Below are 14448 nucleotides of genomic sequence, written 5' to 3'. Positions count from 1 at the left end.
GGGGTACCTATGAACCTTATCTTGCGATGGATCAGGAGGGGGATTATCTCAATAGATATCGGGACTGGCAACCGCAGCCCTTACGCCCCAGCCTCATTGGGGCGTAAGGTTATATGTGTTTTACCCTCACATGTAAAGCATTCAGAAGGCGTCGGTGACTATCTTGGGCGTCACGAAAATCAGCAACTCCCGCTTTTTGTTCTCGCTGGTGGTCTTGCGGAACAGGGCCCCCAATCCGGGAATATCACCCAGCAGCGGCACCTTGGTCACATCGCTCTTGATGGTCTGCTGATAAATGCCGCCCAACACCAAGGTCTCGCCATTGTTCACCAGCACCTGAGTGGTGATGGACTGGGCGTTGATGGAAACCGCATCACCGGTACCGGTCGGTACCGTTTCACCCTTGGTATCCTGGGTCACGGTCAGGTCGAGAATCACCCGATTGTCAGGGGTGATCTGCGGGGTAACCTTCAGGCTCAATACCGCCTTCTTGAAGGTAACCGAGGTAGCACCACTGGAAGAGGACTCCACATAGGGGATCTCGGTACCCTGCTCGATCAGCGCCGGTTTCTGGTTCGCCGTGGTCACGCGCGGACTGGCGATAATCTCGGCTTTGCTCTCTTTTTCCAGCGCCGACAACTCGAGATCCAGCAAGGTGCCATCAGCCAAACGGGCAACCTGGAAGGCCAAAGTACCGGCCGCATTGGTCACCGGCAGATTGACGTTCAACCGATCGTCTGCTGTCGGTCTGGTAATTGTCGAACCACCATTGTTGTTACCAGAGCCATCATTCCCCTCGATGGAGCCGGACGTACTGTTGCCATGACCATCATTCTTGGTCACCCCCCACCGCACCCCGAGCGCTTCATCAAAACCGTCATCAATGGTCACCATCCGCGCCTCGATAACCACCTGCTTGACCGGAATATCGAGAATATCGAGCATCCGTTTGATGCTGCTGATGACATCGGCGGTATCCTTGACCACCAGCACGTTGGTTCGCTCGTCCACGCTGACCGCACCACGGGGTGACAGCAACTTGGTACTTTCGGAAGAGAGCAGGGCAGCCACTTCCGAGGCCTTGGCATAGTTTATCTGCAGATATTCGGTATAGAGCGGAGCCAAATCGGCAACCTGATTTCGGCTCTCCAGCTGTTGCTTCTCGCGTGTTGCGATCTCTTCTGCAGGCGCTACCAGCAAGATGTTGTTATCCAACCGCTTATCCAGACCCCGCACCTTCAAAATAATGTCGAGCGCCTGCTCCCACGGCACCCCATCCAGACGCAGGGTAATATTGCCTGATACCGAATCTGTGGTTACCAAGTTAAGGTTGTTGAAATCGGCAATAAGCTGCAATACGGTACGGACTGGAATATCCTGAAAGTTCAATGAGATGGGCTTTCCCTGATACTGCTTGGATGCCGTGGCCGTCGTCCGCTTTTTCACCTCGATAATGAAGAGCTTGTCTGCCTGATCGTAACGGTAATCAAACTGACCATTGATCGACAATTCAAACAGGGTATCACTGCCCTGCCGGGAGACTTCAACCTGAGAGACCGGCGTTGCAAAATCCTGCACATTGATCAGATTAAGCAAACCATCCGGCACCCGAGTACCATGAAACTTGGCCAGTACGGTCTGGCCGCGGCTGCTCACATCGACGGCGGCCGAGCTGTTATCCAGCGTGACCAGAAACTCCCCCTGGCCATCTTTGCCACGACGAAAATCCACACCGGTAACCGAGTTGAAATAGGCGCCGCCCCCACTGCTCTGATAGTTGTTAAGCACCGGCTTGCTGGCAGGCTGTGTGGCTACCGGCGTTGTCACGGGTGCAACAGGCATCGACCGGGCGACGACCTGAGGGTTGAGCAGTGCCGAAGGAGAGGGTGTGGCCACCATCGCAGAGGGCGCTGGCACAGGAGTCGCCGAGGTTGCGGGTGCAATCAGCGCGCTCTCACCATTGATGAGCCCGGAAGAGGCACCCTCGCCCAATGACACCAGTAATTTGTTCCCCTGTTGCTGCACCTGATAGGGAGCAAGCTGATCGAGTGCGATCTTGATATCCAGACCTGCGCCCTTACCCTCAACCTTGATATTATCAACCCCTAGGCGCTGGATCGGCAGCGGGTTCACTTTCAGCGCCCCTACCGCACCGGGAACATGCAACAACAGCTGATTGGGTTGGTAAGAGAGACGATCTGTAAAGCCCGTGACCGGCTCACTGAAACTGAGCTCCACCAGCAATTGATCGGCAAGCAGCGGATTGACCTTGATCTCCTGCAGGGTTGCCACTGCCCACGCCTGACTGAGGGCGCTGGCGCAAAACAGCAAAGCCACTTTGGATACACTCTCTATTGTTGTTCTCATTGCTGTTCGTCCCTGATTATTGTTTTTCTTGCACATTGGCCATTGCCAACTGGGTTTCTCTTGTTACCCAGCACCCCTTCCCGTCCGGAATGGTTTCCAGCAAATCCACGGCAGTGTCAGTGATCTTGATGACCCGGCCCTGATCAAGCCCCATATACTGGTTGAGTCCGACCCGCATCGATTTGCCATCCGGGGTGCTGATCAAGGCCCACAACTGGCCTGCCTTGCCCAAAGAACCATGCATCGACAGACTGGCCAGCGAATAATTTTCCAGCACCTCTTTCTCACGATCCATCAGGGTCTGTGCACAATCCGGCTGGGCCTTGGCAGTACTTGTACTTCCGACCGTCGCCTCAGGCTGGGGAACCATGAAGGGGCTGCGCAACTCGCGTTGCTGGTAGTGCATAGGGGCAAAAGGCTTCAGCTCGGGCAAGGGCTCGATAGGTATGGGTGGCCTTGCTTTGGTCTGGGCGACATAGCTATCCATGTCCTCCTGACCACCACAGGCCGCCAGCAAGAGGGCAGGCAATAACCAGCAGATGCGTCTCATTGTTTCGGCTCCACTGTTTTACCGTTGTACTTGTAGGTCTTGGCCAGCATCGACATCGAAATCAGCTCCCCTTCATCCTTGCTCTGACCCAGAGTGAAGGAGTCAAGGATGACGATACGGGGCAAAGCGGCCATGTCAGCGGTAAACTTGCCAATTTCATGGTAAGTGCCCACGACTTCGATACGCATTGGTAGCTCGGTTGAAAACTCGTGCTTTACCTCGGATTCCCAGTTGATCCGGTTCAATTTCAAGCCGTTGTCGGTAGCAATAAAGCTGATATCGTCCAGCAGACCGGCGACCTCATGGGTATTGGGCAACTGCTTGAGCTGGGTATCGACCAGTTGCTCAAGCTGAACCATTTGCGCCTTGTATGCCCCCAGGTTGGCAGCCAGCATCGCCTTGCTTTCAAACTGGGCTTTCAGTTCGGTCTCTTTCCCCGCTTCCTGAGTCAAACTGGTCAGTGAGTTGGCAATCACGTAGTAGTAGATGGCGCCACCGGTCAACACGCAGCAGAAAAAGATGAAGACCCCTTTTGCCCATTTTGGCCAGCTTGCTATGTCATTGATATCCAGCTCGTTGAGTTGCTGAAGATTCATTGTTGCTCCTTGGCCACATTCCCTGCAGCCGCAGCATTGTTGGCGATCAGGAACATCATGGAAAACTGGCTCAATGACACTGGCGCAACATCAGCCGCAAAAATAGTGCTTATCTTTGCCTGACCCAACCAACCGGAACCATCAATCCGCCGCATCATGCTGGCCACCCGGCCATAGGCTTCGGTCTTGCCATTAACATCAATAATATTGTTCTGCATCGAGAGGGTGTTGAGGTAAACCCCGTTGGGCACCAGTGAAGGCAGCTGATTGAAGAGGCGGACGGGCACATTGCGTCGCATCTGCAACTGCTCGATGAGCTGCATCCGATCGATCAGTTCCTTGCGACGCTCTTTGAGCAGACGGATCTCCCCCAGTTGGGCATCCAGAATAGTCATCTCCTGAACCAGCCTCTGGTTGCGCTGCTGCTGGGCGACGATCTGGCGATCAACCAGCCAGTTGGCAAAAAATCCCAGCGCGACCGTGGCCAGCACAAAAATCCCAAGCAAAGCCCCAAACTGTTTCTTTTGGCGCTGGGCACGGGCTTCACGCCAGGGCAGAAGGTTTATATTTGACATGGTGTGAAACTCCTCAGAGCCAACCCGAATGCCGTCATATATTTAGCACCATGTACCAGCTCGGCCTCCCCTTTCGGCTTGCCAAACAGGGCGAACAGATCCGGGTGCAACACCTCGCAATTGACCTCTTCTTTTACCTGTACCAACAAACCGGGTAGCAGACTGCCTCCCCCCGTCAGCACCAGTTTTGCGATGTCGCGATAACCGGATGAACTGCAAAACAGCTGGATATTGCGCCGCACTTGCTGCAACAGCGAGTTGATGTGGGGCATCAGCACATCCAGCTCATGGTCAACAGGCAAGGTCCCTTTGGTTTTAGCCTGCTCAGCCTCATCCAGCGTCATGCCATAAAAGGAGGAGAGCGCCTGGCTGTACTGATCGCCGCCGAAGTTTTGCAAGCGGGAGTAGATCACCTCTCCCTTGACCAGCGCCGCAAAGGTCATGGCACTGGCACCGATATCTATCACCCCGATCGGCCGTTCACTCTCCTGCAATTCGGGCAGACAGGCCACCACGGCACGGCCCAGCGCATGGGCGCCCACATCCACCACTTTGACGGCAATACCGGCTTCGGCAAGGGCGCTGACCCGACCGTTGACACTCTCGGTGCGGGCTGCGCTCAGCAGCACATCTTGACGATCTTCACTGTTGTTGGTGCTCAGCACCTCAAAATCGAGACTCACTTCATCGAGAGGGAAGGGAATGATCTGCTCGGCCTCCAGCTGCACCTGATTCTCCAGCTCCTTGTCGCTGAGGCGGGCATCAATCTGGATCACCTTGGTAATCACGTTGGAACCGGTCACCGCAGTGGCGGCATAGTCGCTGTGAGTTGGAATAAGACGCTTGAGGGTCTTGAGAGATTGGCTGACGCGCTCGATATCCTGCAATTGATAGTCAACCAGCGTCCCTTTCGGGGTGGCAATATCGGCGACAGATTCGAGATGAAGCTTGCCGGGTCGGCCACTGAGGGTAACGGCCTTGATGGTCTGGCTGCCAAAATCAATGCCCACCAGAGGGAGGAGGGATCCCTTGTTAAAAAGCCCAAACATATACACATCCATGCGTTATTTGGTTTTATTCCTGAACAGAGTGTAGGACACCCGATCAGAGGAGTGCTTCACTCATCCTAAATGCTCTAACTATCAATGTCATAAAGTTTATGCCGAAAAGTGACCCATCTCGCTTTCTTCATGGCAAGTGGCCCTCCTTGGTTATTGCTCCCCGTAGTGCTAACCTCTCGCATCCTTTTGAGGTGGGTGGCTCGCCACAGGAAAACCTCGAATTCCCGATGGCAAAAGGGCTATACTCTGCGCCCGTTGGCTAATTTTAAGACGATTGGTAGTTCTTCCATGCTGAAATGGCTCGTTCGCCTGTTTATTGTCATGATGCTGGGTGCAGTGCTGGGTGTTGCCAGCCTCATCGGTATCTACTTCTATATCAAACCCCAACTGCCCGATGTCACCGCACTGCGTGACGTCAAGCTGGCAACCCCGATGCGGGTTTACAGCCGGGATGGAGAGTTGATCGCCCAATATGGCGAAATTCGTCGCATTCCGCTGCGTCTGGACGAAATTCCGCAACCCATGATCGATGCCGTACTGGCGACCGAAGATGCACGTTTCTATGAGCACCCGGGCATTGACCCGATAGGTATCATTCGAGCCGCATCTGTCTGGGCTGTTTCCGGCCATGCCCGTCAGGGTGCCAGTACCATCACCCAGCAGGTTGCCCGCAACTTCTTCCTGAGCAATGAGAAGACCATCATCCGCAAGATCAAGGAGGTCTTCCTGGCCTGGCGGATCGAGCAGAATCTCTCAAAAGATGAGATCCTCGAACTCTACCTCAACAAGATCCCCCTCGGTTATCGCTCCTTCGGGATTGGTGCTGCGGCACAGGTTTACTTTGGTAAAGAGGTCAAGGATCTGGGACTGGACGAGATCGCCATCATTGCCGGTCTGCCGAAAGCTCCCTCCATGCTCAACCCCATCCGCTCCCCCGAGCGCGCCTTTGCGCGCCGCAACGTGGTGCTGGGCCGGATGCTGGAAACTGGCAAGATCACCCAGGCCCAGTTTGACGAAGCGTCCAAGATGCCGATCAAGGCCCGTTTTCACGGCGCCGAAGTGACCCTGCACGCCCCCTATCTGGGGGAAATGGTGCGCCAGAAGATGGTCGAGCAGTTCGGTGAAGATGCCTACACCATGGGCCTGCACGTCTACACTACCGTCTCTGCCGAACGTCAACGGGCAGCCAGACAGGCGCTACTGGATGGCGTTTTTGCCTATGATATGCGCCACGGCTATCGCGGCCCGACGGCTCAGTTGTGGAAGGCTGGCGAGACAGCCTGGGATTACGAGCAGATCGTCGCTCACCTTGGCAAACAGCCCACTTACGACCCGCTGATGGCGGCAGTCGTGACCAAGCTTGGTGATCGCAGCGCCACGCTGGTACTGAAGAATGGCAAGGAAGCAGAGCTCGGCTGGAATGGCATCAAATGGGCTCGCTCCTTTATTACCGACGACCGTCAGAGCTATGCCCCGAAATCGGCGCGCGATGTGCTGAAAGTCGGCGCCCAGATCTGGGTGCGGGAAGAGGGCGAAGAGTTGCTGCTGGCCCAAATCCCGGACGTCAACGCCGCGCTGGTTGCCATGAACCCGAAAAATGGGGCACTGGAAGCACTGGTCGGTGGTTTCAGCTTCGAACTCTCCAAATTCAACCGGGTCGATCAGGCGCGTCGCCAGATCGGTTCCAATATCAAGCCTTTCCTCTATGCGACCGCGCTGGAGCATGGCTATACCCTGGCGTCGCTCATCAACGATGCGCCGATCAACCAGTGGGATCCGTCAAAAGGGCCCATGTGGCAGCCCAAGAACTCCCCGGCCGTTTATGATGGTCCCACTCCGCTGCGTCTGGGACTGGCCAAGTCCAAGAATGTGATGTCGGTTCGACTGATGCGCGCCATCGGTCTGGATACCTATATCGACGGTTTAACCCGCTTTGGCTTCCCCCGCGACTTCATCTCTCCCCATGAGTCGCTGGCGCTGGGTGCTGCCGAATTCACCCCCCTCGAGGTAGTGCGTGGTTACTCGGTTCTGGCCAACGGTGGCTTCCTGGTGACCCCATACTTCATCGACAAAGTGACCGACAGTCTGGAGAACACCCTCTATCAGGCCAACCCTGCTATTGCTTGCACCACCTGCGAACAGCAGGCAGCACCCGAGCAGAGCACACTGCCGCAGACAACTGTTGTTGGAGCCGCACAAGATGGCACACAGACCCCTCTCGCGCCAACCATCGCACCTCATACCATCAGTGCCCAGAGCGCATTCCTGATCACCGACACCCTGAGCACAGCCATCTGGGGTGGCAACGGCTGGCGTGGTACCGGCTGGCGTGCAGCCCGCGACCTGAAACGTCACGACATCTCCGGTAAAACCGGTACCACCAACGAATCGCGGGATGCCTGGTTCTCCGGCTACACCCCGGAGATCGTTGCTACTTCCTGGATCGGTTTTGACAACCACCAGCGTGGCCTTGGCCGTGCCGAGTTTGGCGGTGGCGCCGCGCAGCCTATCTGGATCGACTTCATGAAAGTCGCCCTCAAAAAGCTGCCTGAGCACAAGATGCCGGTTCCCGAGGGGATCATGACGGTGAAGATTGATAGCGAAACCGGCCTGCTGGCAACCAGTGGCGGAACCGACGAATACTTCAAGGAAGGGACCGAGCCGACCCGCTACGCAGCACCGAGCTCGGATGGCAATCAGGTCTACGGTGGTGACAACCCCGATGTAGAAGGGCCTGTCTCAACCGACGATATCTTCTAAGCTGCTCTCGCGGCAGAAGCAAAACCGGCAGCCTTGGCTGCCGGTTTTTTTATTGGGCCAACTGCTTGGTCATCAGCGTGGCGATCGAGGCGGCCAGCTCGTTGAAACAGGGGCGACGCACCGAGTAGTGGCGATAGAGCAGCGAGATGGTACGCCCCGGCACAGGGTCAACCACAGGTCGATAGCTCACCCCTCCCTCATCATGATCGGCAGGTACGGCCAACTTTGGCACCAAAGTCATGCCACTACCGGCGGCCACCATGTTACGCAGCGTCTCGAGACTGGTCCCCTTGAAGCGTTGATCCTCACCTATCCCGCCAGCGAAACAGAATCCCATCGCCTGATCCCGCAAACAGTGGCCATCAGCCAGCATCAGCAATTTCTTGCCCTTGAGATTGCCAAGCGGTACCTGTCTGGCCTGTGCTTCGGGGTGATGGCAAGGCACCGCCAGCCACATCGGCTCGTGGTAGAGCTGGATTGAACCAAACCCCTCCATCCCCGGCATCTCGGCCAGAATGACACAATCCAGCTCCCCCTCTTCCAGCCGTTTGAGCAGGGTTTGGGTCTGCTCCTCGTAGAGGTAGAACTCCAGCTGGGGAAAACGCTCACGCAGGGTCTGGATAATGCGGGGCAACAGGTAGGGGCCCACGGTCGGAATAAAACCGATATGGATCTCCCCTGACATCGGTTCGGAGAAGTGCTGACCGATGCTCTTGAGCTCGCGCACCTCCTTGAGCACCCGACGCGCCTGATGGGCCATGGCATCGCCAGCCGGAGTAAACAGCACCTTGCGCGAGGTACGTTCGATCAGAATGACCCCGAGTTCATCTTCCAGCTTGCGCAGCTGGCCGCTCAGGGTGGGTTGACTGACAAAGCAGCGTTCAGCAGCTTTGCGAAAATGTTTTTCCTCATCCAGCGCCACCAGATATTCGAGATCGCGAAGATTCATACAGCAAGAGTCCTGCCTGGAAAATGGGCCATCAGCATGCACAATATCGTCCGGCGGGACAAGTCATCCACTTGCAGTGAGCCTCTCTGGCTGCCCCTCCAAAACAGAAAAGCCCGATCACCTTGCGGTAATCGGGCTGTTTGACTCGCCGAGGGATTACACCCTGAAACGGCGCACCATATCTTGCAACTGGGTAGCCAGATGGTTCAGCTCGTTGCACGCCTGAGCCATCTGGGTGGCACCGGCGGCCACCTCTTCGGAAGCATGACTGATATTGACCACGTTACGGTTGAGCTCCTCGCTCACCGCGCCCTGCTCTTCCGTGGCCGTTGCAATCTGGATGTTCATGTGGGAGATGCTGCTGACCGAGCCACTGATCTGGGAGATAGACTCGCCCGCTTCCCGCGCGGTAGCAACCGTGGTGTTCATCAGCTCCTGACTCTGTTGCATGGTACTGCCCGCCTGTTCGGCACGCTGCTGCAACTCGGCAATGATGGTATTGATCTGGGAGGTGGAGTCCTGAGTGCGCTTGGCCAGAGTACGCACCTCATCCGCCACCACAGCAAACCCCCGTCCTTGCTCACCGGCACGGGCCGCTTCAATCGCCGCATTCAATGCCAGCAGGTTGGTCTGTTCGGCAATACCGCGGATCACCTCCAGCACCATGCCGATATTGCGGCTGTCATCGCCCAGTTGGCGGATCACCACCGCAGTACTCTCAATGGCACCGGCGACCCGTTCAATACGTTGAATGGAGTCATTCACCGTTTGCGCACCAAGTTCGGCCGTCTCACTGGCCGAGGTGGCAGCACTGGCCGCATCGCTGGTGTTGCGAGAGACCTCCTGCACCGTAGCCTGCATCTCGTTCATCGCCGTTGCCAGCTGATTCAGCTCATGTTGCTGGGAGTTCATATTGTCTGCCGACTGCCTTGCTACGGCACTGATCTCTTCTACCGCAGAGCTCATCTGTACAACAGAACCGGATACCTCCCCAACCAGTTTGCGCAAATTTTCTTGCATCTGCGCAAACCCTTTCGCCAGTTGTCCTAATTCATCCTGATTGAACGCCTTCAACTCCAAACCATGGGTCAAGTCACCAGCGGCGACACTACCAACAACTTCGAGTAAACGATTAACGGGTCTTTTGATTTGTTGACTCAAATACCATGCAATCAACATCACAAAGATAAGGGTCGCGGTGCCAGTCAAGATACTGAGGAATTTGGAGCTGGTGTATGCCTCCTCCCCTTGAGCATCCAACTCCTTGCCAATGCGTTCATTAATCTCTCGTAAATCCACGGTTAACTTTGTGGCTTGTTCCAGCGTGGTTCTGATATTCCCTTGCAGAATATCTCTTATCTTGTCGCTACCCTGTTTTACTGCCTGATATAACGGATCATGGGCTGCAAAATAGGCATCCCCTGCAGTTCTCAACGCGTTAAAAGTTTGCTCTTCATCAGCCGCATTAAAATTCAAGCCACCATAGTCAGCCGCAGCTTTATCGAACCGGATCTTGGCCTCCATCACACCTTGTTGAGTTCGTTCAATATCCGCGCTGTCGTTGTGGGCCATCGCAATCACCATAGATAATTGGAAACGCCGAGCATCAAGCAGTGCGATATGCATCTGACTTGCATAGCGAACAGAAGGGATAAGATTCTCTGCCAATACAGTGTTTTGTTGATTGAGATACGACAGTCGTGAGACGCCATACCCGGCAAGCAGGCATACGCACAGTGCCAGCACTGCAAAGCCAGTACTCAACTTCTGGCCTATGGACATATTCTGGAGCATAGATTCATCCTTAACTGCGTGTCATCGTTTAATGTCGGTTTTGATAGGAGCTATGGGTTCATGTTTTTGTAATTGAGCATAGCCGTAGAGCTGTGCTTTTGTAGTTTGCATAAACACCATATATCGCTATCGACACGCTGAGAGGGGCACTTTAACTACCGCAGACTATTAACGGTTTACTCTATTGCACGCAACAGTCGTGGGATCAGCAACTCCGGCTCCCCCAGATACTGGTTGACCTCTATCCTTTCGAGTTTTCCCCCTCGCGCTATACCCAAAGTAGGATAACCCTGACCGCCCAGCCGTTTCATCCAGCCCTGGCTATCTGCCAGATGTTGCAGCAAGGGGGCCTGCAGATAAGCTTGCTGGAATGCCTCGGCTGCAATCCCCTGCTCTGCCGCCAGCGTGGCGAGAAACGCTGGCTCACCAATCCAGATCCCGTCCCGATAGTGGGATTGCTGGATCCGGTGCAACATGACCAGCCCATCGCCCCCCAACGCAGTGACGGCCAAAACCGCACGGATCGGCGGCTCGGAGTCCAGCAGACACCCTTCCCGCAGCAGCAGTTCGTTAAAGTAGCGCTCGCCAAAATGCTGGCCGGTCAGCGCTTCGATCCGCTGATCATGGGGGCGCACATAATCACGCAATGCCTCGCCCATCGGCTGACGGCGACTACCCATCCAGAGACCGCCCGCATGCAGCTCGATCTTGAGTCCGGCCATGGTGGCTGCCGCCTGCAACAGGGGGGCGGCACCGTAGCACCAGCCACAGAGCGGGTCATAGACATAATGGAGGGTGGTTTGTTGTTCGCTCATCTTCATTCTCACTTCAATCTCGGATAAAAAACCGGGCCCTTAGGCCCGGTAAAAAACACAGGGAAAGCAGGCTCAGTGGCTTACCACTTCATCTCGCCGGTATTGACCTTGGCACCGATGGCCAGACCATCGTCAACCGGCAGTGCCGGATAGGCTTTCTTCAGAGCCTCAATCAGCTCACCGGAGTTTTTCGCCTTGGCCAGCTCCTGTTCGAAACGCTCTACATAGTCACGGGTAAAGGTCACAGCGGCAGTGCCTTTGGGAGCCGTGCCCAGGAAGTGGCCCGGTACCACGCGCTCGGGTTTCAGGGCCAGCAGGTTATCCAGCGCCTTGACCCAGTTGCTGCGAGCCGCCTTAGTCTGGCTGTCCGCCATCCAGACATGCACCCCGTGGTAAACCGGCACACCACCAAAAGCAGTCTTGATGGAAGGGGCCCAGAGGTAGGCATTCGGGGTATTCATCTCTTTGATTTCAATCTTCTCGCCATCCAGCGTCAGGTGGCTTGCGGTCATCACTTGCGGCACGGTCAGGCTCTTCGGTGCCCCCTTGCCGAGGATCGGGCTCCAGTAGCTCAGCTTGGCATCCTTGGTCTGGTTGATATGGTCAACCACATGCTGGTCGGCCAGCACTTTGACATCCGGGAACGCCGCCATGACCGGCTCAAGACCGAAGTAGAAGTCGGGATCACCGGCACTGATATAGACAGTGGTCAGCTTCTTGCCACTCTTCTTGATCATGTCGACCAGCGCCTGGCCATTCTGCACGTCAAACTGGGCATCGATCAGGATGGCCTCTTTGTCACCGGTCACCAGTGAGGAGGAGACCGGGAAGATCGCCTTCTCGCCAGGGTTGTAGACGGTCACGCTCAGGGGGGCGGCCAGTACGGCGCCACTCAACAGGGTGGTAGCCAGAGTCAGGTTGCGGATCAGGGTGTTGTTCATCATCTATTCCTCATTAAGTATTCGGGGGTTCATTTGATGGACACAGTGTATTGGATCACTTAAGGTGCAAATACAGCATAAAAAGCGCATCACTGTTGCACATATCGAACATATAGAGAGCCATACATGGATCGACTGACCGCATTGCGGGTCTTTGTCAGCGTAGTCGAACAAGGGAGCCTGAGCGGCGCCGGAGAGAAACTGGATATGTCACGCGCCATGGTGTCGCGCTATCTGGCCGAGCTGGAGAGCTGGATGGGCGCCCGCCTGCTGCACCGTACTACCCGTCGTCTGAGTCTGACAGGGCCGGGAGAGGAGGCGCTGAACCGGGCCTGCGCCATGCTGGCACTCGGCGAAGAGATGGAGCAGATCGCCGTGAAGGGCGATGACGCCCCCAAGGGACAACTGCGGATCACCAGCAGCTACTCCCTGTCAGAAGCCTTGCTGGTCGGAGCTGCCAACGACTATCTGGCGCAATACCCGGGAACGGCCATCGATATTCTGCTGCTCGACAGAACCGTTAATCTGGTGGAGGAGCGGATCGATCTGGCGGTGCGCATCACCAACGACCTCGACCCCAATCTGGTGGCACGCCGTCTCGGCACCTGCCACTCGGTAGTCTGTGCCAGCCCGGCCTATCTGGCCCGTCATCCGATGCCACACAAGGTGCAGGATTTGGCGCTGCACAACTGCCTCACCTACACCTACTTCGGCAAGAGCCTGTGGGAGTTCAATGGACCGGACGGTCCCGAGTCAGTGCCGGTCAGCGGTAACCTGAGCGCCAATATCTCCAACCTGCTGCTGGAAGCAACGCTGGAAGGTACCGGGATCAGCCTGCAACCCCGCTACTCGGCACAACCCTATCTGGAGCGCGGGGAACTGGTGCCCCTGCTGACCGACTGGCAACCCAAGCGCCTCGGGGTCTACGGGGTGTATGCCACCCGCAAACAGATGTCGCCACTGTTGCGCAGCTTCCTCGATTTTCTGCTGGCCCGCATGGCGGCGGATCCCATCTGGCAGGAGTGAGCACACCTCAAACCCGACCATGAAGAAGGGGCCGCTGCGGGCCCCTTCTTCACTCTGATCCCTTGATCAGGCTTCAAATCCGAATGGTTCTGAGTGCGGCGATTCTGGCTGCGCACTCTCGTCCAGGAAAATATCCCGATAAGCCACATAGATGGAGTAGTTGAGCGCCGGGATCACCACCAGCAGACCTACCAGCAACAGCACAGCGCCAAACAGCAACAAAATGGCTGAGAGCATCCCCCACCAGAAGAAGGGAAAAATATTGCGCCAGCAGCCGAAGAAGCTCAGCCGTACCGCCTGGATGATGCCGATATCGTGGTGGTAGATCAGCGCCGGAGCAAAGGTGACCCCCATCAGCACGGGAATGATAAGCAGCATCCCCACCAGCAATACCAGCAGCAGTTGTTGCAACTGGCTGGCTGAGACCACCATGCTCTCGGGATCCTGCGTCAACAGCGGGAGCAGCCCCCACATGGAGAGCAGACCGAGACAGACGAGGCCAACCAGGCTGAACAGCAGCAACACCAGCAGACCGCCTAGCATCAGCGGGGTCAACTTGTGGCGAAAACCGGCGAAGAGATCGGCGAACTGCAGCGGCTCCCCCCGATAACCCCGAGCGGCGACCGCCACCCAACCCGCGCCCCACACCATGTAGAGCAGCTGGGAGATAAGGCCACCCGCCGGCAGTTGCTCCAGCAGCATGCCCACCATAAACCAGACCAGCACCATGGCCACGCTGATCCCCATCCCCTTGTTGAAGATATCGAACCCGCTGCGAACCCAGAGCCAGCCACGACCTGTCGTGTACCGGGCCGGAGTGGTGCGCAAAGGGGGTAATCCGTTCATATCGTCTCCTCGGAGTGTCGGTAGCATCAGTGCCGGAAGCCGATTCTAGAGCCAGGGCGGGGGCGACTCAATGGCGAAGCGGCCCGACCACGACATAAAACCTGACGCAGCTATGCACAAAAGGGGCGTCAGTCATGCCTCGCCTCTGGCTGCCCCGACTATAACGAG

The 14448-nt window shown here is 56.4% G+C and carries 12 protein-coding genes; 2 read left to right on the top strand and 10 right to left on the bottom strand.

All coding sequences use genetic code 11. The annotated features are described in order from the left end of the window. Window positions 1–141 precede the first annotated feature (141 nt). From pilQ to tapM, 5 genes are read right to left on the bottom strand one after another with little or no spacing between them, the layout of a single operon-like run. Window positions 142–2367, bottom strand: coding sequence for a type IV pilus secretin PilQ (gene pilQ, locus AB5Y83_RS17930; protein WP_368175681.1), 2226 nt, complete (start codon window positions 2365–2367; stop codon window positions 142–144). Window positions 2368–2383: 16 nt separating this feature from the next. Next, window positions 2384–2917 carry a pilus assembly protein PilP gene (locus AB5Y83_RS17925; RefSeq protein WP_005335020.1) on the bottom strand — a complete coding sequence of 178 codons (534 nt, stop codon included), beginning with the start codon at window positions 2915–2917 and terminating at the stop codon, window positions 2384–2386. Further along, window positions 2914–3513 carry a PilO family type IV pilus biogenesis protein TapO gene (gene tapO / locus AB5Y83_RS17920; RefSeq protein WP_005362262.1) on the bottom strand — a complete coding sequence of 200 codons (600 nt, stop codon included), beginning with the start codon at window positions 3511–3513 and terminating at the stop codon, window positions 2914–2916. Before tapO ends, AB5Y83_RS17925 begins: the two co-directional genes overlap by 4 nt. Beyond that, window positions 3510–4088, bottom strand: coding sequence for a PilN family type IV pilus biogenesis protein TapN (gene tapN, locus AB5Y83_RS17915; RefSeq protein WP_005353997.1), 579 nt, complete (start codon window positions 4086–4088; stop codon window positions 3510–3512). Before tapN ends, tapO begins: the two co-directional genes overlap by 4 nt. Continuing rightward, window positions 4076–5137: a PilM family type IVa pilus assembly protein TapM gene (gene tapM, locus AB5Y83_RS17910; protein ID WP_005335023.1), complete on the bottom strand. Its 1062-nt coding sequence runs from the start codon at window positions 5135–5137 to the stop codon at window positions 4076–4078. The genes tapN and tapM overlap by 13 nt, the downstream gene beginning before the upstream one ends. Window positions 5138–5437: 300 nt before the next feature. Between tapM and AB5Y83_RS17905 the strand changes: the two genes are divergently transcribed. Next, complete coding sequence (locus AB5Y83_RS17905) at window positions 5438–7909, top strand: penicillin-binding protein 1A (RefSeq protein WP_021229788.1); 2472 nt, start codon at window positions 5438–5440, stop codon at window positions 7907–7909. Between the two features lie 49 nt (window positions 7910–7958). On the opposite strand, the gene oxyR is transcribed toward AB5Y83_RS17905, so the two are convergent. The 4 genes from oxyR to AB5Y83_RS17885 form a co-directional block, all read right to left on the bottom strand. Beyond that, the gene (gene oxyR / locus AB5Y83_RS17900) at window positions 7959–8858 is read right to left on the bottom strand and encodes a DNA-binding transcriptional regulator OxyR (RefSeq protein ID WP_021229787.1); all 900 of its coding nucleotides are present in this window, start codon (window positions 8856–8858) and stop codon (window positions 7959–7961) included. A gap of 156 nt (window positions 8859–9014) precedes the next feature. Continuing rightward, entirely contained in the window at window positions 9015–10652 is a 1638-nt protein-coding gene (locus AB5Y83_RS17895) for a methyl-accepting chemotaxis protein (protein ID WP_107683590.1), read from the bottom strand. Between the two features lie 176 nt (window positions 10653–10828). After that, window positions 10829–11473 (bottom strand): DsbA family protein, encoded by a 645-nt coding sequence (locus AB5Y83_RS17890; protein ID WP_368175680.1) that lies wholly within the window; start codon window positions 11471–11473, stop codon window positions 10829–10831. Window positions 11474–11547: 74 nt separating this feature from the next. Then, on the bottom strand, window positions 11548–12408 hold the full coding sequence (locus AB5Y83_RS17885; protein WP_042054609.1) for a Vmh family MBL fold metallo-hydrolase: 861 nt from the start codon (window positions 12406–12408) through the stop codon (window positions 11548–11550). Between the two features lie 126 nt (window positions 12409–12534). On the opposite strand from AB5Y83_RS17885, the gene AB5Y83_RS17880 reads away from it, so the two are divergent. Further along, complete coding sequence (locus AB5Y83_RS17880) at window positions 12535–13434, top strand: LysR family transcriptional regulator (RefSeq protein ID WP_368175679.1); 900 nt, start codon at window positions 12535–12537, stop codon at window positions 13432–13434. 66 nt (window positions 13435–13500) lie between these two features. On the opposite strand, the gene AB5Y83_RS17875 is transcribed toward AB5Y83_RS17880, so the two are convergent. Further along, a complete protein-coding gene (locus AB5Y83_RS17875) occupies window positions 13501–14280 on the bottom strand; it encodes a BPSS1780 family membrane protein (RefSeq protein WP_368175678.1) in 780 nt (259 codons plus the stop codon). Window positions 14281–14448 lie beyond the last annotated feature (168 nt).

Source organism: Aeromonas sp. R5-4 (genome assembly GCF_040908215.1).
Classification (GTDB): domain Bacteria; phylum Pseudomonadota; class Gammaproteobacteria; order Enterobacterales; family Aeromonadaceae; genus Aeromonas; species Aeromonas veronii.
Note: the sequence above shows the minus strand (reverse complement) of the source record. Positions and strands in the feature narration are given on the sequence as shown.